Origin of the sequence: Rhodococcus sp. NJ-530, from assembly GCF_003860625.1 — a bacterium.
GTDB classification, from domain to species: domain Bacteria; phylum Actinomycetota; class Actinomycetes; order Mycobacteriales; family Mycobacteriaceae; genus Rhodococcus_F; species Rhodococcus_F qingshengii.
The window spans coordinates 3,512,365-3,537,084 of the sequence record NZ_CP034152.1 but is presented as its reverse complement, the minus strand read 5'-3'; the positions used below and the strand labels follow the sequence as shown (position 1 = coordinate 3,537,084).

The window sequence follows — 24,720 nt, the reverse complement described above, 5'->3', positions numbered from 1 at the left end:
TGGTGGTCGATGAGGTGGTGGTGTTGGAGGGGGTGCGGAGGTCTCTTCCGGGGTTCATGGTGCCGTCGGTGGTGGTGGTGTTGGGGGAGTTTCCGGTGACGGTTCATGGGAAGTTGGACCGTAAAGCCCTCCCGGACACTGATTTTGCGAGCGCTGCGTTTCGGACTCCCGCCACTCCTGCCGAAATCGGAATCGCCCGTGCTGTTGCCGACGTTCTCGGTCTCGACCAGGTGGGTGCCGACGACAGTTTCTTCGAACTCGGCGGGGATTCCCTCAGCGCCACTCGAGTCATCGCCCGCATCAACGCCGCATTGCACACCAATATGGGGGTCAATGCACTGTTCGACGCCCCCGTGGTCGCGGACCTGGCGGCCTCGATAGATCCAATCGACTCCGCGCCGGGCGAGCCTGGACTCGAGGAAGCTACTCGTGTGCCCCTCACGAGTAGGGCACGGCCAGAACGTATTCCGCTGTCGTTCGCGCAATCGCGGATGTGGTTCGTCAACCAGTTCGACACGTCGTCTCCGCTCTACAACATCCCCGTCGCACTACAACTGGACGGGTTCCTGGATTCGGGTGCGCTCCAAGCCGCGCTGGGTGATGTGGTGGAACGGCACGAATCCCTTCGAACGATCTTTCCTGCGTCCGCAGACGGGCCCTACCAGGTGATCGCCGAACCCGCGGTCGCTGCTCCTCGAATCCACCCCGTGCCGATTCCCGGCGAGGGGCTTTTCACGGACTTGCACGCGTTCTTCGACATCGGATTCGATGTGTCCGAAGAGTTCCCGCTGCACGTGAGGTTACTCCGAACCGGACCGGAGCAGCATGTACTCGTGATCGTTGTTCACCACATCGCCGCAGACGGCTTCTCGATGGCACCACTGGCACGCGACCTGATGAGTGCATATACCGCGCGCACGCAAGGTCGGAGCCCGGACTGGGTGCCGCTGCCGATTCAGTACGCCGACTACACCCTCTGGCAGCGTGAGATCGTCGACGCAGACGTTGGTCCGGAAACTTCGCCCTCGGCCGAATTCGATTATTGGACAGCGAAGCTGTCGGGTATTCCGGACGTCTTGCCGCTCCCTCTCGATAGACCACGAACCTCGAAACGGTCTGCCGAGGGCGCGGTGGTTTCGATGGACTTCTCGCCCGAGATCCATCGAGCTTTGAACGAACTCGCACACCAGAACGGTTCGTCTCTGTTCATGGTGATGCATGCGGCTCTGGCGGTATTGCTGGCACGGCTCACTACAGCGGACGACGTAGTGATCGGGACTCCGGTCGCAGGTCGCGGTGCATCGGTGTTCGACGATGTGGTCGGGATGTTCGTCAACACGCTCGTCCTTCGCACACCTGTCTCATCCGGAGCAACCTTTGCCGAGGTGTTGGCCGCGGTGCGGTCAACGGATCTCGGTGCTCTGGACCATGCAGACATCCCCTTCGAGAGGTTGGTGGATTACCTCTCGCCCGACCGTTCCACCGAGCATTCACCTCTGTTTCAGGTACTCCTCGAATTCCAGACCGATACGGGACTGCGCTTCGACTTGCCGGAACTGACGGTTCGCTCGCTCGACGTCGATCTCGCGGTTGCGAAATTCGATCTGCAACTGAGTGTGATGGAGCACGTCGACGAGCACGGTGAGCCCGCTGGTATCAGCGCCGGTTTCCGTTATGCAACAGATATTTTCGATCGAATGTCGGTGGCGCGCATCGCGGCGCGCTTCGAAAGAGTGATCGGCGCCGTGACTGAGAACCAGTCGGTGGTCGTCGGTGATATCGACATGATTCTGGCCGGCGAACTCAGCGGGTTGCTGGTTGCGCCCACGCCCTCTGGCGCCGGAACAGACGAGGATTCGTTGTCGGATCTCTTCGATCGCACGGCGCGGACGTCCGGTGCTGCCGTGGCGGTGCGCTGCGGCGGATTGTCGGTTACGTACCGCGAACTCGACGAGCGAGCAAACCGCCTTGCTCGACTGTTGGTGGCGCAGGGGGTGGGGCCGGAAACCTTGGTGGCAGTCGCGATGGCCCGCTCGATCGACCTGATGGTGGCATTGCTGGCGGTGGTGAAGGCGGGTGGCGGATACGTACCGGTGGACTCGACTTCTCCGGTAAACCGGGTGGACTTCGTGCTGCGTGACGCCCGGCCGAAGTGTGTGTTGACCACCCGGGCCGACGGCGACTACATACGAGACAGTGACGCAATCGCAGACAGCGAGATTCCAGTGATTGCGGTAGACGACCCGGTGATTCTCGATGCGCTGCACAGGTTTTCTCCGCTTGCGGTGACCGACCGAGATCGGCTGCTACCGCTCCGACCCGAATCGGTGGCCTACGTGATCTACACCTCGGGTCCACCGGGCGCCCGAAGGGGGTGCAGGTTTCTCACCGCAGCGTAGTGACGTTGCTGGCAAACACCAGAGCGCTCTTCGGCTTCGGCAGCGGCGATGTGTGGACGATGTTCCATTCGGAGGCATTCGACTTCTCGGTCTGGGAAATGTGGGGCGCACTCGCACACGGTGGCCGACTGGTACTGGTCGACTACTTCACGGCCCGTTCACCAGAGGCATTCCTCGAATTGCTACGGCACGAACGTGTCACGGTGCTCAATCAAACTCCCACTGCCTTCTATCAATTGGCGGAAGCCGACCGGCTTGCCGGGGGTGCGGCCCTGTCATTGCGCTACGTGATCTTCGGCGGAGAAGCGCTCGACTTCGGACAGTTGACGCGCTGGTACGCCCGTCGCGGGACTTCGTCACCAGATCTGGTCAACATGTACGGCATCACGGAGACCACTGTGCACGTCAGCCATTTACCGCTCGATCGTGTGCTGGTGCGTCAACGATCGGCCTCGGTGATTGGTCGGGCGTTACCCGGATTGCGTGTGTATGTGTTGGATCAGCGGTTGCACCCGGTGCCGCCCGGTGTGGTGGGTGAACTGTATGTCTCCGGTGATCAGGTTTCACGCGGATACCTCGGCCGGTTCGGTCTGACGTCCGCGCGGTTCATTCCCGACCTCGCGGTCAGTGGTGCGCGTATGTATCGATCCGGTGACCTGGGGCGCTGGAACGACAGCGGGCAGCTGGAGTACCTCGGACGAAACGATCTGCAGGTGCAGGTGAAGGGGTACCGAATCGAACTCGGCGAGGTGGAGGCTGCACTGCTCTCCGGAGTGGGCGTGTCTCAGTCGGCGGTGGTAGCCCGCAGAGACCGGTTGGTGGGCTACGTGGTGCCGGAGTCCGGTGCCACTATCTCTCCGGCGGCGTTGCTCGAGTATGTCTCACAGAGGTTGGCGCCCCACATGGTCCCCGCTGTCGTGACGGTTCTCGAGGGTTTGCCGCTGACGGTGAACGGAAAGCTCGACCGGAATGCATTGCCTGAACCTGACTTCGGGCGACAGGCAACCGTAAGTCGTGGCCCCGCGTCCGCGACGGAAAACATCCTTGCGAGTCTGTTCGCCGAAGTTCTGGGACTCGAGGAGGTGGGGGTCGACGATTCGTTCTTCACTCTAGGCGGTGACTCGATCATGTCCATCCAGTTGGTGACGCGCGCCAGGTCTGCCGGAGTTCTGATCACACCGCGCGAGGTGTTCGAACGCAAAACTGTTGCGGCGCTGTCCGAGACGGCCGGAACGGCTGGCAACCGTGTCGTCGTCGACGAATTGCCTGGCGGCGGCGTCGGTGAGATCGAATTGACGCCGATCGTCGAATGGATGCTTGACCGTGGTGGAGATTTTCGCCGGTACTCCCAATCTGTTCTGCTCTCGGTTCCTGCCACGCTCGACGAGGTCACGCTGACACTGGCCATGCAGGCTGTGCTGGACCACCACGACATCCTCCGCGCGGGCATCCGGGCGACGCATCATCCTGAATCCGCTCGGCGGATGGACGTTGCGCCTGTAGGTACGGTGCGGGCGGAGACCGTCGTACGCCACGGGAGCCTCGGGGTTCTGCCGCGGAGACGGTCTCGACAGAACTCGACGCAGCTCTGGGGCGGCTCGACCCGGAGGCAGGTGTGATGGTGCAGGCAGTCCTGCTCGACACCGACGGACAGATTCAAAAGGACCGGCAGAGCCGGAAACAGTTGCTAATCGTGGCGCACCACCTCGTGACGGACGGCGTTTCCTGGCGAATCCTGATCCCCGATCTTGCACTTGCCTGTGCGCAGGTGCAGACAGGCGTCGACCCGTCACTTGCTCCGGTCGGAACCTCGATGCGTCGATGGGCACATGGCCTCGTCGACGCCGCGCGCGAGCCGGATCGGGTCGCTGAAATCGACTATTGGCGAGAGGTGCTCGAGGGCCCGGATCCGACTCTGGGTGTGCGCGCCCTGACGAAGAGGGACACCGCCTCGGCCACCATTGACATCGAAGTACGAGTTCCCACGGGATTGACCGAGGCCGTGTCGACGACAGTTCCGCAGGCGATTCACGGGAGCGTCGAGGACGGATTGCTGACGGCTTTGGCACTTGCGATGGTCCGCTGGCGCATGGACCGCGGCATCGACAATCCGGAGACATTGATCAGTCTCGAGGGGCACGGACGCGAGGAACAGGTGGTTCCCGGGGCAGATCTCGCTCGCACGGTGGGATGGTTCACGTCGATCTTCCCGGTGCGGATCGATCTGAGCAGAGTGGATCCGAGCGACGCCTTCGCCGGCGGCCCGGCTGCGGGCGTCGCTGCCAAGGCCGTCAAGGAACAACTCCGGGCGGTGCCGGACCGCGGCATCGGCTTCGGGTTGCTGCGCTATCTGAACCGCGAAACGGCACCAACACTTTCGCAACTTCCGGAGCCCCAGATCAGTTTCAACTACCTCGGACGCGTCGGTGGATCCGAGGCCGACGCTACAGTGGGATGGGTACCGATCCGTGACGAGGACCTGCGGACGGTTGCGGCCGTCGATCTTCCACTCGCCAGCGTCCTCGAGGTCAACGTGATGACGGTCGACAGCGATACCGAGAACGGTCCGCAGCTCGTTGCCGGCTGGACGTTCCCACCGGACATTCTGGGTGCGGACGACGTTCGGCAACTGGGGCAGTGGTGGCTCGACGCACTGGCCGGGCTCGGAGAGTTCGCGGCGGGCGGCGGCGGATTCACACCCTCGGACTTCGATCTGGTCGATCTTAGACAGGAGGCGATCGACGACCTCGAAAGTCGGTGTCCCGACCTGAGCGATGTCTGGCCACTCTCTCCACTGCAAGCGGGGTTGTTGTTCCACGCCGAATTGGCCGAACGATCGGTCGACGCATACCTCGTACAAGTGGCTCTCGATCTAGCCGGCGCAGTCGATTCGGAGCGCCTGCGCCGCGCCGCCGACGCGCTGCTCGGCCGGCATGAGAACCTGCGTACCGCCTTCCTTCACAGCGCCGACGGCCGTGCCGTCCAGGTGGTCCGAAGCAACGTGGCAGCGCCGTGGCAGGAAATCGACCTCACTGGTGCACCAGATCAGGAAATTGATCGAGCGCTGGCCGAGGACCGAGCGCGCCCGTTCGACATGGCACGGGCGCCGTTGATCCGATTCACCCTGATCGCTCTCGCCCCCGAGAAGTTCACGCTCGTGCTCACCAATCATCACATCCTTCTGGACGGCTGGTCCATGCCCCTGCTGATCCGGGAATTGGCGACGCTCTATGCCGCCGACGGTCAAGTGGCGGCCTTGCCTCACGCGCGCGCGTATCGCGACTATCTGACCTGGATGAGCCGCCGCGATCAGCAAGCTTCCCGAGCTGTGTGGGCGAGGACGCTGAGCGGAGTCGAAGGACCGACGCTGTTGGCTCCAGCGGTTCGATCGCGTCGACTCTCCACCATGGCGGCCGAGTGGGTGTTCGATCTGGACGAGGAATTCACAACCTCACTTCGCGGAATGGCGCGTGAACTCGGGCTGACGATCAACACGATTGTTCAGGCATCGTGGGGGATCGTCCTTGCTGCACTGACCGGGAGAGACGATGTGGTGTTCGGAGCGACGGTGTCGGGTCGACCTCCCGAGCTGACCGGGATCGAAACCATGGTCGGGCTGTTCATCAACACAATTCCGGTCCGAATCACGCTGCGCCCGAGTGAAAGTATCGGCACACTCCTCGCGCGGATCCAGGCCGAGCAAGCAGAGCTGTCGGATCACCACTGTCTCGGGCTTTCCGAGATCCACGTAGGCGCGGGGCCGGAGATCGGATTCGACACGTTGACTGTCTTCGAATCGTATCCCGTTGACCGTCAGGGGCTTTCGTCCGATACCGATATTGCGGGGGTCCGGATCACCGATGTCGAAGCCAAGGACGCTGCCCACTACCCGCTCAGCCTCGTAGCATCGGTCGACACCAGGCTCCGCCTGAAATTCGAGTACATACCCGAGGTTTTCGGTGCCGCCGACATCGAAGAGATCGCCGGACGACTGCGGCGCGTACTCGAAGCGTGTACCCAGCCGGATCGTCCCTTGGCTGTGGTGTCGGTGCTCGCAGCCTCCGAACATACTGAATTGGTGCCAGTCCGTGGCACGGCCGGCGGGTCGTCGCGCGTCTTCCCGGAGATCTTCGACGAGGCAGCCCAGCGTGATCCGAACGCACCGGCCGTGGAATCGGCGGACGGCAGCATGACCTACGGCGAGCTGGACATCCTTTCCAATCGCATTGCTCGCATGCTCGTCTCGCACGGCCTGGGAACCGAGGACTATGTAGCGGTCGGTGTCCCACGTTCTCTCGCGTCCGTGGTGTCGATACTTGCCGTCGCCAAGACAGGCGCTGCGTTCGTGCCGATCGATCCCGACTATCCGGACGAGCGGATCAATCACATGCTGATCGATTCGAAGGTCAGCTTCGGATTGACCACCACCGCGGGCCGAGATCGATTGCCCGATATCGCGGAGTGGCTGATTATCGACGATCCGCATTTCACTAAGAAGTGCGAGGGATTCTCAGGGAGCCCGTTGACCGACAACGACCGACTCCGTCCGATCGGGTTGGATTCAGCTGCCTACGTGGTCTACACCTCGGGGTCGACCGGCGTACCCAAGGGCGTCGTGGTCACGCAGCGAGGGCTCGACAACTTCGCCCGAGACCAGCTCGAACGCTACGGCGCAACTCCACAATCACGCACGCTGCACTTCTCCACTCCGAGTTTCGACGGGTCGCTCTTCGAATATCTGCAGGCTTTCGGAGCCGGGGCGACGATGGTTGTCGCTCCACCCGGGATCTACGGGGGCGAGGACCTGGCGCAACTTCTGGCAGAGCACGCCGTCACGCACGCGTTCGTCACCACAGCGGCATTGGCATCGGTGGACCCGGCTGGGCTGGAACAACTTTCGGAAGTCGTATTCGGGGGCGAGGCGTGCCCGCCCGACCTCGTCGCTCGCTGGGCACCTGGCCGCCGCCTGTACAACGCGTACGGACCGACCGAAGCAACGATCATGTCCAACGTCAGCCCGCCGATGACCGCCGGAGAACCAATCACCATCGGTGGACCCGTCAGGGGCGTCAGCGAACTGGTGCTCGACACTCGACTTCAAGCGGTTCCCGTCGGGGTCCCCGGCGAGCTGTACCTGGCCGGACCAGGCGTGGCACGGGGATATCACCGAAGGGCGGGGTTGACGGCAGAACGCTTTGTTGCCAACCCGGCTGACCCAGGAACGCGGATGTACCGCACCGGCGACATCGTGCGATGGACGGCGGACATGTGTGTCGAGTACGTCGGGCGAAGCGACTTCCAGGTCAAGGTTCGAGGCTTCCGTGTCGAACTCGGTGAGATCGACAGTGTGCTCATGTCGGAGCCCAACGTCGGTTTTGCCGTTACGGTTGCCGATTCCGCCCCCACTGGAGACACCCGACTCGTGTCGTACGTCGTGCCCACGGCGGGTCGACTGGACACCAGGATCCTGAGTCGCGCCGTGGCCCGGCGCTTGCCTTCGCACATGGTGCCTGCCGTTCTCACGGTGCTGGAGAACATTCCGTTGACCGCTGTCGGAAAAGTCGACCGTTCGGCGTTGCCAAGACCCGAAATCGAGACGACCACAGGGGATTTCCGTCCCCCGGTCGGCCCGGTCGAACAGGCAGTGTCGGACGTGTTCGGCGAGGTGCTCGGCCTCGAACGAGTCGGTACCTACATCAGTTTCTTCGAGCTCGGTGGAAATTCTCTGAGCGCCACTTCGGTCGCGGCGAGGCTACGGGCGGTGCTCGGAGCTACCGTAGGCGTGCGGGATCTGTTCGAGACGCCGACGGTGGCCGAGTTGGCTACGGTGATCGGCCAGTCGGTTGCCGAAGGGTCGGAGCGACTGGGACCGCGCCCCCGACCCGACAGCATCCCCTTGTCGTTTGCTCAGCAGCGGATGTGGTTCGTCAATCAACTCGACACCAGTTCTCCTGCATACAACATTCCGCTCGTGGTGCGGTTGAGCGGTGAACTCGACAAACCGGCCTTGAGATCAGCGATGTCCGATGTCATCGCCCGCCACGAATCGCTGCGAACGATGTTCCCGGTCCACGGTGACGGACCGGTCCAGCACATCCTGCCCACCGAGAGCGCCGAGCTGCCGCAACTGACCGAGACATCGGTGACCGACGAACATCATCTCCGTGACGAGCTTGCCCGGATGGTCTCGGCCGGTTTCGACGTCGCCGCACGAATTCCCCTGCGGGCAGCGTTGTTCACCATCGATGAGCGCGAACACGTGCTTGCCGTAGTGGTGCACCACATCTCGGCTGACGGCTTCTCGATGTCTCCGTTGACCCGAGACGTGATGATTGCATACGAGGCCCACGCGTACGGCGGGGATCCCCAGTGGACGCCGCTTCCAGTCCAGTACGCCGACTTCGCGCTCTGGCAACGGGAGATTCTGGGCTCAGTCGACGACCCCGGGTCGGTGATCAGTGAGCAGTTGGCTTACTGGCGACGTGCATTGTCAGGTGCTCCCGACCTCTTGGAACTTCCGCTCGATCGAGACCGGCCGACGCAACAGAGTTTTCACGGCTCGCGGATTCACTTCTCGATCAGCAGTGATCTTCACCGCCGTATTCTGAACGTGTCGCGGCAGCACGAGTCCACTGCATTCATGACTGTGCATGCAGCGCTCGCGCTCTTGCTGGCACGTTTGGGCAGCACCGACGACATCGTGATCGGCACGCCGATCGCCGGACGGGGAGATCGTGCCCTCGATGATCTGGTCGGCATGTTCGTCGGCACGCTCGCACTGCGCACACAGGTGGATCCGGCTCGATCGTTCCGCGAGTTGGTTGAGCATTGCCGCGAAGTCGACCTCGCCGCGTTCGCTTATTCCGACGTGCCCTTCGAGCGGGTAGTGGACGCGGTCGGGCCGAAACGGTCGAGCGCTTATGCACCGATTTCCTCGGTGTCGCTGGAATTCCAGAACAACAAACGACCGATTCTGAAGCTACCGGGACTGGAAGTCCGCGGGATCGACCCTGAACTCGAGGTAGTGAAGGTAGACCTGGAATTCCTTCTGGCCGAGGAGTACGACGATCGCGGTGAACCGGGAGGGATGAGCGGAGCCGTCGACTTTGCCACTGATCTCTTCGACCCCGGTACGGTCGGCGGTTTTGCCGACATGTTCGTTCGTGTGCTCGAGGCCGTGACCCGGAATCCGCAGGTACCGATCGGTGACATCGACCTACTCGGCGATCTCGAACGTCGCGAGTTGACGCCGGCGCATGGGCTCCCCGAAGTACCTCCGAAATTGTGGCCTGAGTTGTTGGCGGACGCCGTGGCGATCGATCCTGACTCGGTGGCCCTGTCGCTCGAGAACCGGCAGCTCAGTTATCGCGACCTGGACGAGTGGTCGAATCGTGTTGCCCGGGAGTTGTGCGGTCGCGGTGTGGGCCCGGAGACCTTCGTGGCACTGGGAATGCCTCGCTCGATCGAATCGGTGGTGGCGATCTGGTCGGTGACCAAAGCCGGAGCGGCTTTTGTGCCTGTCGATCCGGCCTATCCGCGCGAGCGCGTCGAATACATGCTCGCCGATTGCCGAGCCTCGCTCGGTTTGACTGTTCAGACCAGCCGAACTCACCTACCCGACGTTGTTCCCTGGCTGGAACTCGACGACCCACACTTCGCCCGGCGGGTAGCCGCGCTGTCGCCGGAACCGATCACCGATGACGATCGAACCGGTGAACTGAACCTCGATCATCCGGCCTACCTGATCTACACCTCGGGATCTACCGGGAAACCCAAGGGAGTGAACATTACTCATCGAGGTTTGGCGAGCTTCACGGCCGAAACTCGTGAGAGGTTCGAGGTCACTCACGACTCTCATGTCTCTCAGTTGGCATCGCCGAGTTTCGACGCTTCCATCTTCGAGTTGACGATGGCATTCAGCGCCTCGGCGCAAGTCGTGATCGTTCCGCCTGCTGTGTACGGTGGCGCCGAATTGGCCGATGTTTTCCGGCGCGAGCAGGTCACTCATGCCACCATTACACCGACCGCGCTGGCGGCGTTGGGTGACAACGGTTTCGAGGCGCTCCGTGTTCTCGATCTGGTGGGCGAGGCCTGCCCGCCGGAGGTCGTCGCGCAATGGGCGCCGGGTCGGAGGCTGCACAACGGCTACGGCCCGACTGAAACCACCGTGCAGGCGAGCGTCAGCGATTCGATGAAACCCGGTGCGGGAGTGAATATCGGCTCGCCGGCAGTGGGCTTCGGCTTCCTGGTGCTGGACGAGCGTTTGCAGCCCGTCCCGGTGGGCGTGCCGGGGGAGTTGTACATCATCGGTCCAGGTATGGCACGTGGGTACCATAATCGGGCGTCGCTCACGTCGGAACGATTTGTCGCGTGCTCGTACGGGTCGCCGGGGCGCCGGATGTACCGCACCGGAGATGTCGTGCGTTGGCGTGAATCCGGCGGTGACAGTGCCAAAATCGTTGGCTCCGGCGATGGAGTGCATCACACGCTCGAATACATCGGGCGCAGCGACTTCCAGGTCAAGGTCCGTGGTTTTCGGATCGAACTCGGGGAAATCGATGCAGTTCTCTCACGCCATCCGTCGGTGGACTTCGCCGCGACTGTCGGCCACACGGGACCGTCGGGTGAAACGGTCCTGGTGTCGTACGTGCGTGCGTCAGCTGCCGACGCCACCGGCACTGACGAGATACGGGCGTACGCAGCCGACCGACTACCCTCGCACATGGTTCCGTCGGCAGTGGTGCTTCTCGAGCGGATTCCGATGACACCGGTGGGCAAGCTCGACCGAAAGGCCTTACCGGAACCCGAATTCGGTTCGGCTGCAGCCGAGTTCCGCGAGCCGGTCACCGACACCGAGCGTGCCGTGGTCGACTCGTTCGTCGAGGTTCTGGGTGTCAGCCGGGTGAGCACTACCGACAGCTTCTTCGACCTGGGCGGGTCCTCCCTGGTGGCCACCCGAATCGTCAGCGCACTGCACTCTCGTTTCCAACGGAGAATCCCGCTTCAGTGGATGTTCCTCGACCCGACACCCGCTGGAATCGCTCGACGCCTCGACATGCCGACAGCCGACGCCGGTATGGAAGAGCTTCTCGCCGTGGTTGTTCCACTGCGGACGAAAGGGACTGGGCGACCGCTGTTCTGTGTGCACCCCGGTATCGGCCTGTCCTGGGGGTACGCCGGCTTGGTGCGGTATCTGCCCGAGGACCGACCGGTGTACGGACTTCAGCTCCCCGCTCTCAGCGACGACGGTGACTATCAGTCGATCGAACAGTTAGCCCATCGCTACGTCGAAGAGATGGAGGCCGTTTCGCCGGACGGGCCGTACGACTTGCTCGGTTGGTCCCTCGGCGGAGTCATCGCGCACGCCATGGCCGTCGAATTGCAATCGTCCGGCCGCGACGTCGCCACACTGGCGATGATGGACAGCTACCCCGACAACGGCGATGCCCCTGCGTCAGCCGAACTCGACGTCCGAGACCTACTGCGAGGACTCGGCCTCGAACCCCAGACCGACCGAGATCTGACCTTCGACGAGGCGGCGGCCGTGTTGGCCCGGAGGCTCGGGCCCGAGACGGGAGTCGACGGTCGGGACCTCGAACGGATTGCCCGAGGGTACGAGACTTCACAGAGAATCACGCACCAGTTCGTTCCCCAGGTCTACGAAGGAGATCTGCTGATCTTCCTGGCATCCGGAGAAGACGACACAATTCCGCGCGACAGGTCGCCGCAGGAATGGAGCCCACTCGTGACGGGCCGGATCGTGGAGGTGCCCGTGCGCTGCGAACACAACGAGATGATCGAACCTCCGGCCATGGCGGTCATCGGACCGGAGCTCGCCCGGGTGCTCTCGATGTTTTCCGGATACCCCGAACGGGCATGACAACTTCAAGCCACCAAGCCGCACGCCCGCGAAGCGAGCGCCACCGAGCTGTTGCCGGGCACCGCAATCGAGCACGAGGAGCGGCAATGAGAAGAATCGGACGTACTCGGGCAATGCTTGTCGTCGCACTCGTCGCGTGGACGGGACTGTTCGGCGAAGCAGCGTTGGCCTCGGCTGACCCGGCCCCGACATCCCCTTCAGGCGGTTCAGCTCTCGATCACGTCGAGGAGATCAACGCCCGTCAGCTGACTATGTACGTCTACTCGGCTGCGATGGACAAGGTGATTCCGCTCGAGGTGATTCGGCCGGCAGACACGAGTGCGCCCCGGCCGACCCTCTATCTACTCAATGGCGCCGGCGGAGGCGAGGACACGGCGACGTGGCAGACACGGACAGACGTCGTCGACTTCTTCGGCGACAAGAACGTCAACGTCGTCAACCCGATCGGCGGTGCCTACAGCTACTACACCGACTGGGAGAAGCCCGATCCTGTTCTCGGACTGAACAAGTGGACCACATTTCTCACCCAGGAGTTGCCACCGATCGTCGATGCCACGCTCGGGACTACGGGTACGAATGCCGTTGCCGGATTGTCGATGGCAGGTACCTCGGTTCTGAGCCTGGCCGAGGCGGCGCCATCCGTTTACCGTGCCGTCGGTGCTTTCAGCGGGTGTGCCGAGACGAGTACTCAACCCGGTCAGGACTACGTGAGATTCGTGGTCGGATTCCGCGGCGGCAACGTGGACAACATGTGGGGTCCTCCCGGCGGTCCGGGCTGGGTAGCCAACGATCCTGTGGTCAACGCCGAGAGATTGCGGGGGGTCGACCTCTACATCAGCAATGGATCGGGCCTGCCCGGCCCACACGAGAATCTGGGCGGACCGATGGTCAACGGCGACCTCGGCGTTCTGGCGAACCAGGTGATCGTGGGTGGAGTCATCGAGGCCGGGACGAACCAGTGCACCCAGCGTTTGGCCGAGCGGCTCGACTCCTTGGGCATCCCGGCCACCTATGATTTCCGGGCAACTGGCACTCACTCTTGGGGTTACTGGCAGGACGATCTTCACAACTCGTGGTCGATGATTGCCGCGTCGATCGGTGCGCGTTAGCCGGCGAACCCTGGGGTCGGTGGCTGAGTTGTTTCTCACTCCGGGACACTCTTGCCGAACCTAGCCGACCGAACTGCAGGTCAGCGGCGTTATAGTCGCCTCATGAGTTCAGAAACACTCGCTCCCCTCGACACCGACGTACTTGCGCGCAGGTTTGTGTGCCTGGGTGATCCGACGCGGCTGCGAGTGCTCCGACTTGCTGCCGGCGGTCCGATCGACGTCGAGACGATTGCACACGCCGCATCACTCGAGCCGTCGGCGTTGAGTGCCCACCTCGAGGCCTTGATCGAGGTCGGTTTTGTCGAGGCTTCGGTGCGTGAAGGCACTTCGGTTGTCAGTGTTGCCGGAACGGCATACTCCGATCTGATGGCAGCGGCCGCCGTCGTGGCTGCTCGTGGTCCGGTCGAAGACACACTGGGAGTTCTTCCCGATGACGTGGTGGTGCGCCGCATGGAATCCGGCGACTGGGATGCCGTCCGCTCGATCTACCGCGAAGGAATCGACACCGGAACCGCGACGTTCACCACCTCGGTGCCATCCGCCGAGAAGCTCGACGCGCAATGGTTACCCGATCATCGATGGGTGGCCGAGATCGACGGCCGCGTCGAAGGCTGGGCGAGCCTCAGCCCGGTGTCCTCGCGAGACTGCTACCGCGGGGTCGCCGAGAACTCCATCTACATCGGTAGCGGCGCTCGCGGGCGCGGCGTGGGCAAGCTGCTGCTTCGCCGACAGGTGCAAGCCGCCGACGCCAGTGAGATCTGGACAGTGCAGTCGTCGATTTTCCCGGAGAACCGGGCAAGCGTCGCCTTGCATCAGGCCGTCGGATTCCGAGTCGTCGGCACTCGGTCGCGTATCGCTCAACTGGGTGGGCGGTGGCGTGACACGTTGTTCCTCGAACGTCGCAGCGAGGACGCTGACATCTGAGAAGAGACGCTCAGCCCTTGGCAGCGCTGACTCCGGCGCGTCGCCCGTAGAAACTGCCGTCTCCGAGGGACGTTCCGGAGGCATACCCGCCAGCGCAGACACCGGCGGTGCATCGTCCAGCGGCAAACAGACCCGGGATCGGTTCGCCGGAGACGTGCATGACCTCCGAGTTGATCGACGTGCGCAGACCGCCGAGCGTGAATCCGGCGGTGAAATTGCGAAGATCGAGCGCAGCGACGGGTGAGCCGATCGGCTTGACCCACTCCTTCTTCTTTCCCAATACCGGGTCCTCACCACGGGCGGCGTGGCGGTTGTAGACCTCGACGGTCGACTGGAGGGTGCCTTCCGGCAGACCCATGTCGGATTCGAGTTCCTCGACGGTCTCGGCCACCCACTTGGGCTGGAATCTGAAGAACGGTGTGGAACTGTCGGCGGCGCAGCCCTCTTCGTAGGAAGCTTCGTTGATGATCAGGTAGGCCTGATTCTCGTTGCGCAGCAGCGTCTCCTGGCCGATTCTTCCCGGGTACGTGTCCTCGTTGACGTAGCGCTGGCCGCGTCCGTTGACGAGAATGCCGCGGATCATCAACTGGGGGTCGCCGAAGAATGCGACCTCGGTGGCGTCCATGTGCGCGAGGTCGGCCCCGAGAGCCTGCGCCATCTGGATGGACTTTCCGTCGTGCTCTTCGATAGCCGCACCGGGGCGCCCGATCAGCCGTGGGGCGTACGACTGGATCATCGCTTCGTTGTAGGCGAAGCTTCCCGTCGCCAGAACGACACCCGTGCGTGCTCGAACTGCCACTTCCTTGCCGTACTGCTTGGCGATGATGCCGACCACTCGATCTCCGTCGACGACCAGGCGCTGGACTCGCATGTCGTATTCTGCTCGTACGCCGAGGCTTTCGGCCGTCTCGATCAGTGGCTTCATCAACATGAAACCACCGCCCTTCTCCCCGGTGCGCTTGCCGCTCATCTGTGGAACGTGCCCGCGAGGGGCCGGTGTCGCGATCGTGTTGAACGGTGCCGAGTTCTCGCCGCCGGAATACATGAGTCCGTCGTCGAAGGGTGTTTCCCAGCCGGGTTGGCCGTAGAAACTCTCCTTGAACGGCACACCGTTGTCGACGAGCCAGTTGTAGTGCTCGACGCTGCCTTCGCAGTAGTCAGTGATCTTCTCCTCGTCGGCGCCGGGACCGAGTGCGGCCATCATGAACGATTTCATGTTGGCGGGGGAGTCCTCGAACCCGAGTGCCTGCTGCAACGGGGTCCCGCCGCCCAGATAGATGAATCCGCCTGCCAGCGCCGCAGCGCCGCCCCAGCCGCTCGTGCGCTCGAGCACCAACACGTCGGCGCCCGCTCGCGCGGCCTCGATCGAAGCACTCACTCCGGCAATGCCGTAGCCGGCGACGACGACGTCAGCCTCGAAGTGCCACTGCTCGATGTTTGCGGAGGACTGCGGACGGATTGAGCTGGCCTCGGCCATGGATTCGGATCCTTCGTTCTTCTGGTTGGTTGGTGGGGGAATCGGTGGGCGTGATCGATGCCCTGATGGCAGTATCTCGACCGAAAGTCAGTCGGTGTCCGTTTTCGCGGAATCGGCCGCGGCCTTCTCCTTGGCGCGCGCGGCTTTACGTCTGTCGGCCTTCACGGCGATCAGCGCATTGTTGAGCCCGGTGGCCAGCGGCCAGCCGACGTAGTGGCACAGGAAGATTGCGGCCTCTTCGAACTGCTGCTCGGTCAACTCCTCGTTGTGGAGAGCAGCGTTGATCTGGATCTTCGCCACATCGTTCTGCCCCTGGGCGGTGATGGCACCGATCAGGAGTAGTCGTCGATCACGTACCGACAGTCCCGGTCGCGTCCAGATGTCGGCAAAGAGGTGGTCGGCGGTGACCGCGAAGAAGTCGCCGGGAACGTCGGCGGGAAGCTCCCAGCCGTACACCTCGTTCATCTTCGCGACGCCACGAGCACGGGCCTCGGAGATGCGGCTTTCGTCGGTTCCACCGGCATCGGTCATGTGAGTGGTGTCGGTCATGCGTGCTCCCGAGTAGTAGATGCCGTTGAAGGTTCGGCCGGCCTGACTTCGCTGTCATTCCCGACGCCCAGACCGGCACCGAGTCCGGCGAGCGCAAGGTGCGCGAGCGGCAGGTCGAGATTCAGCCGATCACCGAGGTTGATGGCCAAGGCCAAGTCCTTCTCCCCGAGATTGCGAACATGCCGCAGTATCGAGAACCACGGGTCGTCCTCCGAGACCGGTGCGGTGGTGTCGCGGAGCATGATCGCGCCCGCGCCACCAGTGATCGCATCGGTGTGCCTGACGACCTTTCCGAGCGTGCGGAGATCGAGTCCTGCTGCTTCGGCGAGTCGCGCGGCCTCGGTCGTGGCGGTGAACGAGACGAAGTGAAGAAGGTTGCGTGCGAGCTTCATTCGCGTTCCCGCGCCGACGTCACCGGCGTGAACCACCAGCTCGGCCCAGGATCCGAAGGGCTCGCGGACGGCTCCGAACGCCTCGTCGGAGCCGCCGATCATCACTGCCAGCCTGCCCTGCGCTGCGCCGCCGGCACCGCCACTGATCGGCGCGTCGACCAGCAGAACACCACGCTGTTGACAGCTGTCAGCGAGTTCCACCGCCGTGGTGTCCGAGATAGTGGAGTGAATCGCGACGACAGTGCCTGGCTGTGCGGTCGACAGAATCCCGTGCGGCCCGCACACAACCTCGCGTACCTGCGCGTCGTCGAGCACCGTGACGGAGATGATGCTCGCCTTCGCTGCAACGTCGGCGGGCGTCGATGCTGCGCTCGCGCCCGCAGCGGTGAACGGTTCGAGCGCTTCTGCGCGGGCATCACACACCACCAGTCCGCCCGGCCAGTCCAGGAGGCGCTGCGCCATCGGCGCGCCCATGTTGCCTAGGCCGATGTATCCCAGTCTGGTTTTCGAAGCGCTGGCTTTCGGCGCCGATTGCGTCATGACCGGTACACCTGGCCTCCGTCGACGTTGAAGATCTGCCCGGTCACCCAGCCTGCGTCGTCGGAGAGAAGGAACAGGCACATGCCGACGAGATCCTCCGGCGTTCCCATGCGCTGCAACGGGATTCGCTTCACCATGTCCTTGACGATGTTGCCGGGGGTGACGGTTCGAGTCGCCTCCGTGTCGATGGGACCGGGAGCGATGGCGTTGATCCGGATGTTCGACCAGCCGAGTTCGGTCGCGAGTTGTTGTGTCAGGCTGTTGACACCGGCTTTCGCGAGTCCGTAGTAGTTCGAGTACAGCCAGGCTGCTGTGGAGGACTGGTTGACGATCGAACCGCCCTTCGCTCGCATATGAGGTACGACCGCCCGGCACACGTGCAATGCGCCGTCCATGTTGACGCTCATGAACTTTCGGTAGTAGTCCCAGTCCACCGTCAACAGGGAATCGATCTTCATTCCGCCGTAGATGGCAGCGTTGTTCACCAGATGCTCGATGCTGCCGAACTGCTCGATCGTGAAGTCGGCAAGTGCCGCAGTCGACTCCCCGTCGGCGACGTCGACGTCCTTGAACACGGCACTTCCACCGTCTGCCGTGATCTGCTTGGCGACAGCTTCACCGAGTTCGCGATTGAGGTCCGCCACGACCACGTTGGCCCCCTCCGCGGCCAGAGCGCGGGCATACGCCTCTCCGATACCCTGCGCTGCTCCGGTGACTATCGCGGTGCGACCGTCGAAACGTCCCATGTCGACCTACTTTCGTGGTGATCATTCTGTGGTGAGGGTGTGGGGTGAGGGTGTGGAATGTCAGGAAGGTGAAGCGACGAGCTTGGTTTCGAGGTATTCCTCGAAACCCGCGAGGCCCATTTCGCGGCCGATCCCGGATTGTTTGTAGCCGCCGAACGGTGCGTCGGCCGAATACCAGACGCCACCGTTGACGCTCAGCGTTCCGGTTCTGACACCGGCAACGACGTGCGCGACGCGATCGGGATCGGTGCCCCACACCGACCCGGACAGGCCGTAGGGGGAATCGTTGGCAATCCGGATAGCGTCGTCGTCGTTGTCGTACGGAAGGATCACGAGGACGGGCCCGAAAATCTCCTCCTGCGCTACGCGAGACGAGTTGTCCAGCCCGGCAATGAGAGTGGGTTCGACGAAGAAACCCCTCTCGCGATCGTCGGGACGGCCCCCACCCGTCACGATCGTGCCGCCCTCTTCGACCGCGAGGGTGAGGTAGCTCTCCACCCTGGCGCGCTGGCGCGCCGAGATGACCGGGCCACACACCGTTCCGCGCGCGCTGGGGTCGCCGGCTCGGATACCCGCCATCGCGGCAGATGCCACGGCCAGAGCATCGTCGTACCGAGCGCGCGGCACCAGAAGTCTGGTACTGAGCGCGCATCCCTGACCGGCATGAACGCAGACGGAGAACGCGGCAACCGAGCATGCACCTTTGATGTCCGCATCGTCGAGGACGATGAATGCGGACTTACCCCCGAGTTCGAGGAAGACCTTCTTGAGAGTTTGCGCGGCCGTGGCCATCACTGTGCGTCCGGTGGCGGTGGAACCGGTGAAGGACACGAGATCGACGCGCGGATCGCTGCACAGCTGCGCGCCTAGGGAGTGATCCGTCGACGTCACGACGTTGACTACGCCGGCCGGGATCTCGGTCTCTTCTGCAATCACCTTGGCGACCAGCGCGGCGCACCAGGGCGTGTCCGGCGCGGGTTTGAGAACGATGGTGTTGCCGGCTGCGAGGGCGGGACCGAGCTTGGCGAAATTGATCTGGTGCGGAAAGTTCCACGGTGTGATTGCGCCGACGACGCCGACGGCTTCCTTGAGCAGTCGGCGATGGGTCGGAATCCCCATGGGTGACGCGTGCCCGAGATCTTGTTCCCACGAATAGGTTTCGATCAGATCGGCCCAGTAGCGAAGATCTTCGATCGGGCCTTCGAGTTGCGGACCGCTCGTCAGCATGACCGGTGCGCCGACCTCGGCGACGGTGATCTCACGCAACTCCTCGATGTGGGACTGGAGTGCATCGCACAGTTGGCGCAGGCAGCGAGCGCGAAACCCGTGATCGCGTGCCCATTCGGTGTCGTCGAACGCACGGCGCGCAGCGGCGATGGCCGCGTCCATGTCCGCGGCGGTGCCTTCGGCCGCACGGCCGATCAGTTCCTCGGTCGCCGGGTTGAAAACTTCGAAGGTCCCGCCGGATCCGGGAACCAGTTTCCCGTCGACGAGAAGTGCAGAACTGTCTGCGGGTCGAAGCGTCATAGCGCAAACCCTCTCTTTCTGGACATGTGTCTGGACTCTAGTTCACACTTGTGGTTGAGGCAATGGTTTTTGGGGCATAAGAGATTTCGAGAGCCCAGCGGTCTCGAGAGGGTCTCGGATCTGCTTCGACGAAAAGCGCCTCGTGTCCGGTGCGGCGCCGCTACGGTTCACCGCACATTCACAACCACGTCTTCACATCCACAGGAGAGAGGTCGAAATGAACAGAGTTGACGGAAAAGTGGTGTTGGTGACCGGCGCTGCTCGAGGTCAGGGGCGCAGTCACGCCGTCCGTCTCGCGCAGGAGGGCGCGCACATCATCGCCTTCGATCTGTGCGCAGACATCGCCAGCAACGAATACCCGCTCGCCAGTCCAGCCGATCTGGAGGAAACCGCTCGCCTGGTAAAGGAGGCCGGGCAGCAGGTGGTGACGGCGCGTGTCGACGTCCGTGATCGCGCCGGACTCGAAACAGCACTTGCCGAGGCGGTAGGGCAGTTGGGCGGATTGCATGTCGTCGTGGCGAACGCCGGTATCTGTCCGCTGGGCAAACACGTGTCGACCGCCGGTTTCGTCGACGCCTTCGATGTGAACTTTCTCGGTGTCGTCAATACAGTGCACGCGTCGATGGAATACCTCGGCGAAGGGGGTTCGATCATCGCGATCGGCTCTGTTGCCGGTCTGGTGCCGCAGACCGGATTCAACGGGCAACAGGCGCTCCAGGGTCCGGGTGGCGACGGATACGGCCTGGCCAAGAAGCTGATTCAGGCCTACACCAGTTCGTTGGCGCTGACCCTCGGGCCGAGTTCCATTCGCGTCAACGCGATTCATCCGACCAATGTGAACACCGACATGTTGCAGAGCATGCCGATGTACCGGACGTTCCGTCCCGACCTCGAGAATCCGACCGCCGAGGATGCGGCTGTGACGTTCCCGTTCATGCAGGCGATGCCGATCCCGTGGGTCGAACCCGCGGACATCTCGCATGCAGTCGTGTACCTGTCCTCGGACGAGTCGCGATTCGTCACCGGCCAGCAACTGCGCGTGGACGCTGGTGCCGGGATGAAGATCGGTCTGTAGTAGAACTTTTCGCGTCGCTGCTGCCTGTTCGTGGTGAATTTTCCAAGTTTCCCCATTTCGTTGCCCTGGACAGGACGCTGTAGTAACGTCCAGACACGTGTCCAGCAAACGGGGCGATTCAAGTGGCGGGGGATCGATTGTCTACGAATCCACTCGCAGGCGCCTCACGGGCAAACAAGCGGAAACTGTGGCCAGGCTTGCCGAAGCAACAGTGAAAGTTCTACGCAAACAAGAGTTTTCCGGGCTGACTGTCCGTTCGGTTGCGGCCGAAGCGGGTGTAGGAACTGCGACCGCCTACACGTATTTCGCGTCCAAGGAGCATCTCGTCGCAGAGGTTTTCTGGCGAAGACTTCAGAACTCGTCGGCGCCTGATGGCTCAGGGTTGGATCGCACCGCGCACGTGCTGTCTGTACTTCGAAATATCGCGCTGCTTCTCGCGGACGAACCGGAGGTATCGGCCGCCGTGACCAATGCACTGCTCGGATCCGACCCTGAAGTGGAACATCTTCGCGGCCGGATCGGGCTCGAGATCCATCAACGACTCGCCTCGGCGTTGGATCCGAATGGCGAACCCGAAGTGTTGGAAGCGCTCGAAATGCTTTATGCCGGGGCGCTTCTGCGGGCAGGGATCGGCTACGGAACCTACGCGCAAATCGCTGGACGCCTCGAGGCCTCAGCTCTACTGATCCTGGAGAAATCATGACAGAAGCTTTGATCGATCCGGTGGTCTTCAATCCGTACGACTACCACTTTCACGACGATCCGTATCCGACGTACAAGCGTCTGCGCGAAGAATCACCCCTGTATCACAATCCGGACGTGGGATTTTGGGCATTGTCGCGATATGCGGACGTGGTCGACGGATTCAAGGACAACAAGCGTCTGTCGAGCGCAAACGGAGTATCACTCGACCCCGCTGCATACGGTCCACACGCGCATTATGTGATGTCGTTTCTCGCTATGGATGATCCCCGCCATATGCGGTTGCGCCAGTTGGTTTCTCGCGGATTCACACCGCGGCGTGTTGCGGAGCTCGACGGCCGGATACTCGAACTGACGAAGCAACATCTGATACCCGCGCTGGGCGCGGGGGAGTTCGACTGGATTACGGAGGTGGCGGGAAAGCTGCCGATGGACGTCATCTCCGAACTCATGGGTGTCCCCGAACCCGACCGAGCCGAACTGCGGCGCAAGGCGGATCTGGTGGTGCATCGAGAGGCGGGTGTTCTCGACGTGCCGCAACCTGCGGTGGAGGCTTCGATCAGTTTGATGGGCTACTACAAGGAGATGATCGCGCAGCGTCGCCGATCGCGGACGGACGATCTGACCTCGGCCTTGCTCGACGCCGAGATCGACGGAGACAAGCTTTCGGACCAGGAGATCCTCGGATTCATGTTTCTGATGGTCGTGGCCGGAAACGAGACCACGACCAAGCTTCTCGGAAACGCTCTGTACTGGGGTTCGCACCACCGGGAGCAGATCGCACCGGTCCTCGACGATCCCGAACGAGCCTCGGAATGGGTGGAAGAGACTCTTCGCTACGACACGTCGAGTCAGATCGTGGCTCGGACTTCGGTTGTCGACCTCGAATACCACGGGCGCACCATTCCAGCGGGGGAGAAGGTCCTGCTCCTGATCGGATCGGCCAACCGAGACGCCGACGTCTTCGACGATGCCGACAGCTTCCAGATCGGCCGGAGTTCGTCGGGAAAACTCGCGAGTTTCGGTGGTGGCGTGCACTTCTGCCTCGGTGCCCACCTTGCCAAGCTCGAAGCCAAGATCGCCCTGGCGGAGTTCGGGCGTCGGGTCAGCGACTACGAAGTCGTCGAGTCCGGAATCGAGCGTGTTCATTCGACAAATGTCCGGGGCTTTGCGGCCCTGCCGGTGAAAGTGCAGGTGCGCTGATGCCTCGTTTCGAACCCAATCCTGTTCGCCGGCCGGCACTGATCAGTGGTGCGTCGTCGGGAATCGGCACAGCCACCGCGTATGCCCTGGCCGAACTCGGGCATCCGGTTGCACTCGGTGCGCGTCGAGTCGCCGAATGCGAAGCCATCGCCGAGAAGATCCGCAGCAACGGTGGTGAAGCGTTCGCCCACTTCCTCGACGTCACGGACGGTGATTCGGTCGACGGGTTCGTCTCGGCCGCAGAGGCAGTCCACGGCCCCGCGGAAATCGTCGTCTCCGGTGCCGGAGACCTCGAATTCGGGGCTGCGGACGAGATGAATCCTGAGGCGTTTCTACGGCAGATCCAAGTTCACCTCGTCGGTGCGCAGCGATTGGCGCATCGTGTTCTCCCCGGTATGAGGCAACGACAGCGCGGTGACTTCGTACTGATCGGCTCGGATTGTGCCGAGCGCCAGCGTCCACTCATGGGTGCGTACGACGCAGCGAAGGCCGGGCTCGAGGCAATGGGGCGTCAGATGCGAATGGAGCTCGAGGGAACAGGCATTCGCGCGTCGATCGTGCGACCCGGGCCGACACTGACCGGCATGGGGATGGACACGACGCCGGAGATCATCGGACCGGTCGGGGAATCGTGGAGCAAGTGGGGGTTCGCCCGCCATGGTTACTTTCTGCGCGCCTCGGACATCGCCAATGCCATCGTCGCCGTTGTGTCGGCGCCGCGAGGAGCACACATCGTGCTCGTCGAAGTTCAGCCCGAGGCGCCACTGGACAAACTTCCCACTGCGAACTCACAGGAGACGACATGACGCACGGAGTGCAAGAGACGTCGCGAACACTGCCAGAGCCGCCGCGGGTGTCCGGCGGGGATCTCCCGCACGGGCATCTCGAGGAACTGCGAACCGACCCGATAGCGCTCATGCGCCGGGTGCGTGAGGAATGTGGTGACGTCGGCGCCTTTCAACTTGCCGACCGCACAGTGATCTTGCTGTCCGGAGCCGAGGCAAACGAGTTCTTCTTCCGCTCCACCGACGAGGATCTCGACCAACAAGCGGCTTACCCCTTCATGAAGCCGATATTCGGTGAAGGCGTCGTCTTCGACGCCAGCCCGGAGCGGCGTAAAGAGATGCTGCACAACTCGGCTCTGCGCGGCGAACAGATGCGCGGGCACGCCGCCACGATCGGCCGCGAAGTCGAGGCGATGGTCGCGCAGTGGGGAGACGAAGGCGAGATCGATCTGCTCGACTTCTTCGCCGAGCTGACCATCTACACCTCGTCGGCGTGCCTGATCGGCAAGAAGTTCCGCGACGAACTGGATGATAGCTTCGCCAAGCTGTATCACGAGCTCGAACAGGGAACGGATGCATTGGCTTTCGTGGATCCGTACGCGCCGATCGAGAGTTTCCGCCGCCGCGACGAGGCCCGGTTGGCGTTGGTCGCTCTGGTACAGGACATCATGAACGGGCGCATCGCGAATCCTCCGCAGGGCAAGGATGACCGCGACATGTTGGACGTGTTGGTCTCGGTCAAGGACGAGAACGGCGACCTCCGGTTCAGTGCCGACGAGATCACCGGCATCTTCATCTCGATGATGTTCGCCGGCCACCACACGACTTCCGGCACGGCAGCGTGGTCGTTGATCGAGATGTTGCGGCATCCCGACACCATGACGGACGTCGTCGACGAACTCGACAATCTGTACTCCGACGGCGCCGATATCAGTTTTCATGCCCTGCGCCAGATTCCGGTTCTGGAGGCTGTGGTCAAGGAAACCCTTCGACTGCATCCGCCGTTGATCATCCTGTTGCGGGTGGCACGTGGAGATTTCGAAGTGGGCGGCTTCGAGATCCGAGAGGGCCATCTTGTCGCCGCGACACCCGCGATCTCCAATCGAATCGCCGAGGACTTTCCCCGGCCGGACACCTTCGATCCCGGGAGGTACATCGACCCGAATCAAGAGGACATCGTCAACCGCTGGACGTGGATTCCGTTCGGAGCCGGCCGGCATCGCTGCGTCGGCGCTGCGTTCGCCCAGATGCAGCTCAAAGCGATCTTCTCGATCCTGCTGCGGGACTTCGAGTTCGAGATGGCGCAGCCGTCGGAATCCTACCGAAACGACCACAGCAAGATGGTCGTCCAGTTGCAGCAGCCGTGCGCGGTGAGGTACCGGCGCCGAACACGTCCCGGGCGTGAGGGGTGA

At 62.9% G+C, this 24,720-nt stretch carries 15 protein-coding genes; 10 read left to right on the top strand and 5 right to left on the bottom strand.

Annotation, left to right across the window (positions count from 1 at the left end; translation table 11 throughout):
- The first annotated feature begins 2 nt into the window (after positions 1-2).
- From EHW12_RS35275 to EHW12_RS16470, 5 genes are all read left to right on the top strand, one after another.
- Positions 3-2,399, top strand: coding sequence for a condensation domain-containing protein (locus EHW12_RS35275; RefSeq protein WP_241198982.1), 2,397 nt, complete (start codon positions 3-5; stop codon positions 2,397-2,399).
- The gene (locus EHW12_RS35270) at positions 2,399-4,018 is read left to right on the top strand and encodes a non-ribosomal peptide synthetase (RefSeq protein WP_241198981.1); all 1,620 of its coding nucleotides are present in this window, start codon (positions 2,399-2,401) and stop codon (positions 4,016-4,018) included. The genes EHW12_RS35275 and EHW12_RS35270 overlap by 1 nt, the downstream gene beginning before the upstream one ends.
- Complete coding sequence (locus EHW12_RS35265) at positions 4,018-12,279, top strand: non-ribosomal peptide synthetase (RefSeq protein WP_241198980.1); 8,262 nt, start codon at positions 4,018-4,020, stop codon at positions 12,277-12,279. Before EHW12_RS35270 ends, EHW12_RS35265 begins: the two co-directional genes overlap by 1 nt.
- A gap of 86 nt (positions 12,280-12,365) precedes the next feature.
- Positions 12,366-13,388 (top strand): alpha/beta hydrolase family protein, encoded by a 1,023-nt coding sequence (locus EHW12_RS16475; RefSeq protein WP_003944025.1) that lies wholly within the window; start codon positions 12,366-12,368, stop codon positions 13,386-13,388.
- Between the two features lie 102 nt (positions 13,389-13,490).
- On the top strand, positions 13,491-14,312 hold the full coding sequence (locus tag EHW12_RS16470; RefSeq protein ID WP_125051181.1) for a GNAT family N-acetyltransferase: 822 nt from the start codon (positions 13,491-13,493) through the stop codon (positions 14,310-14,312).
- 10 nt (positions 14,313-14,322) lie between these two features.
- Here the strand turns inward: EHW12_RS16470 and EHW12_RS16465 are convergent, their stop codons facing one another.
- The 5 genes from EHW12_RS16465 to EHW12_RS16445 form a co-directional block, all read right to left on the bottom strand.
- Complete coding sequence (locus EHW12_RS16465; RefSeq protein WP_125051179.1) at positions 14,323-15,789, bottom strand: FAD-dependent oxidoreductase; 1,467 nt, start codon at positions 15,787-15,789, stop codon at positions 14,323-14,325.
- Between the two features lie 87 nt (positions 15,790-15,876).
- Positions 15,877-16,320 (bottom strand): carboxymuconolactone decarboxylase family protein, encoded by a 444-nt coding sequence (locus EHW12_RS16460; RefSeq protein WP_042450544.1) that lies wholly within the window; start codon positions 16,318-16,320, stop codon positions 15,877-15,879.
- A 14-nt stretch (positions 16,321-16,334) separates the two neighbouring features.
- Positions 16,335-17,270, bottom strand: a complete 936-nt coding sequence (locus tag EHW12_RS16455; RefSeq protein ID WP_125051177.1) for an NAD(P)-dependent oxidoreductase — start codon at positions 17,268-17,270, stop codon at positions 16,335-16,337.
- Entirely contained in the window at positions 17,267-18,016 is a 750-nt protein-coding gene (locus tag EHW12_RS16450) for an SDR family oxidoreductase (RefSeq protein WP_007728639.1), read from the bottom strand. The genes EHW12_RS16455 and EHW12_RS16450 overlap by 4 nt, the downstream gene beginning before the upstream one ends.
- Positions 18,017-18,076: 60 nt before the next feature.
- Positions 18,077-19,543 (bottom strand): aldehyde dehydrogenase, encoded by a 1,467-nt coding sequence (locus EHW12_RS16445; protein WP_125051175.1) that lies wholly within the window; start codon positions 19,541-19,543, stop codon positions 18,077-18,079.
- Positions 19,544-19,760: 217 nt separating this feature from the next.
- Between EHW12_RS16445 and EHW12_RS16440 the strand changes: the two genes are divergently transcribed.
- The 5 genes from EHW12_RS16440 to EHW12_RS16420 all read left to right on the top strand — a co-directional run bounded on the left by EHW12_RS16440 (position 19,761) and on the right by EHW12_RS16420 (position 24,720).
- On the top strand, positions 19,761-20,618 hold the full coding sequence (locus EHW12_RS16440) for a mycofactocin-coupled SDR family oxidoreductase (RefSeq protein WP_047272231.1): 858 nt from the start codon (positions 19,761-19,763) through the stop codon (positions 20,616-20,618).
- A 136-nt stretch (positions 20,619-20,754) separates the two neighbouring features.
- On the top strand, positions 20,755-21,321 hold the full coding sequence (locus EHW12_RS16435) for a TetR/AcrR family transcriptional regulator (protein ID WP_024487471.1): 567 nt from the start codon (positions 20,755-20,757) through the stop codon (positions 21,319-21,321).
- Complete coding sequence (locus EHW12_RS16430; protein WP_003944019.1) at positions 21,318-22,523, top strand: cytochrome P450; 1,206 nt, start codon at positions 21,318-21,320, stop codon at positions 22,521-22,523. Before EHW12_RS16435 ends, EHW12_RS16430 begins: the two co-directional genes overlap by 4 nt.
- Positions 22,523-23,329, top strand: a complete 807-nt coding sequence (locus tag EHW12_RS16425; RefSeq protein ID WP_003944110.1) for an SDR family oxidoreductase — start codon at positions 22,523-22,525, stop codon at positions 23,327-23,329. The genes EHW12_RS16430 and EHW12_RS16425 overlap by 1 nt, the downstream gene beginning before the upstream one ends.
- Positions 23,326-24,720: a cytochrome P450 gene (locus EHW12_RS16420; protein WP_007728646.1), complete on the top strand. Its 1,395-nt coding sequence runs from the start codon at positions 23,326-23,328 to the stop codon at positions 24,718-24,720. Before EHW12_RS16425 ends, EHW12_RS16420 begins: the two co-directional genes overlap by 4 nt.

What these genes read in the sequence shown, in the direction of transcription:
- EHW12_RS35265 (WP_241198980.1), top strand. Translation starts at nt 4,018, where the DNA reads ATGGTGCAGGCAGTCCTGCTCGACACCGACGGACAGATTCAAAAGGAC.
- EHW12_RS16475 (WP_003944025.1), top strand. Translation starts at nt 12,366, where the DNA reads ATGAGAAGAATCGGACGTACTCGGGCAATGCTTGTCGTCGCACTCGTC.
- EHW12_RS16470 (WP_125051181.1), top strand. Translation starts at nt 13,491, where the DNA reads ATGAGTTCAGAAACACTCGCTCCCCTCGACACCGACGTACTTGCGCGC.
- EHW12_RS16465 (WP_125051179.1), bottom strand. Translation starts at nt 15,789, where the DNA reads ATGGCCGAGGCCAGCTCAATCCGTCCGCAGTCCTCCGCAAACATCGAG.
- EHW12_RS16460 (WP_042450544.1), bottom strand. Translation starts at nt 16,320, where the DNA reads ATGACCGATGCCGGTGGAACCGACGAAAGCCGCATCTCCGAGGCCCGT.
- EHW12_RS16455 (WP_125051177.1), bottom strand. Translation starts at nt 17,270, where the DNA reads ATGACGCAATCGGCGCCGAAAGCCAGCGCTTCGAAAACCAGACTGGGA.
- EHW12_RS16450 (WP_007728639.1), bottom strand. Translation starts at nt 18,016, where the DNA reads ATGGGACGTTTCGACGGTCGCACCGCGATAGTCACCGGAGCAGCGCAG.
- EHW12_RS16445 (WP_125051175.1), bottom strand. Translation starts at nt 19,543, where the DNA reads ATGACGCTTCGACCCGCAGACAGTTCTGCACTTCTCGTCGACGGGAAA.
- EHW12_RS16440 (WP_047272231.1), top strand. Translation starts at nt 19,761, where the DNA reads ATGAACAGAGTTGACGGAAAAGTGGTGTTGGTGACCGGCGCTGCTCGA.
- EHW12_RS16430 (WP_003944019.1), top strand. Translation starts at nt 21,318, where the DNA reads ATGACAGAAGCTTTGATCGATCCGGTGGTCTTCAATCCGTACGACTAC.
- EHW12_RS16425 (WP_003944110.1), top strand. Translation starts at nt 22,523, where the DNA reads ATGCCTCGTTTCGAACCCAATCCTGTTCGCCGGCCGGCACTGATCAGT.
- EHW12_RS16420 (WP_007728646.1), top strand. Translation starts at nt 23,326, where the DNA reads ATGACGCACGGAGTGCAAGAGACGTCGCGAACACTGCCAGAGCCGCCG.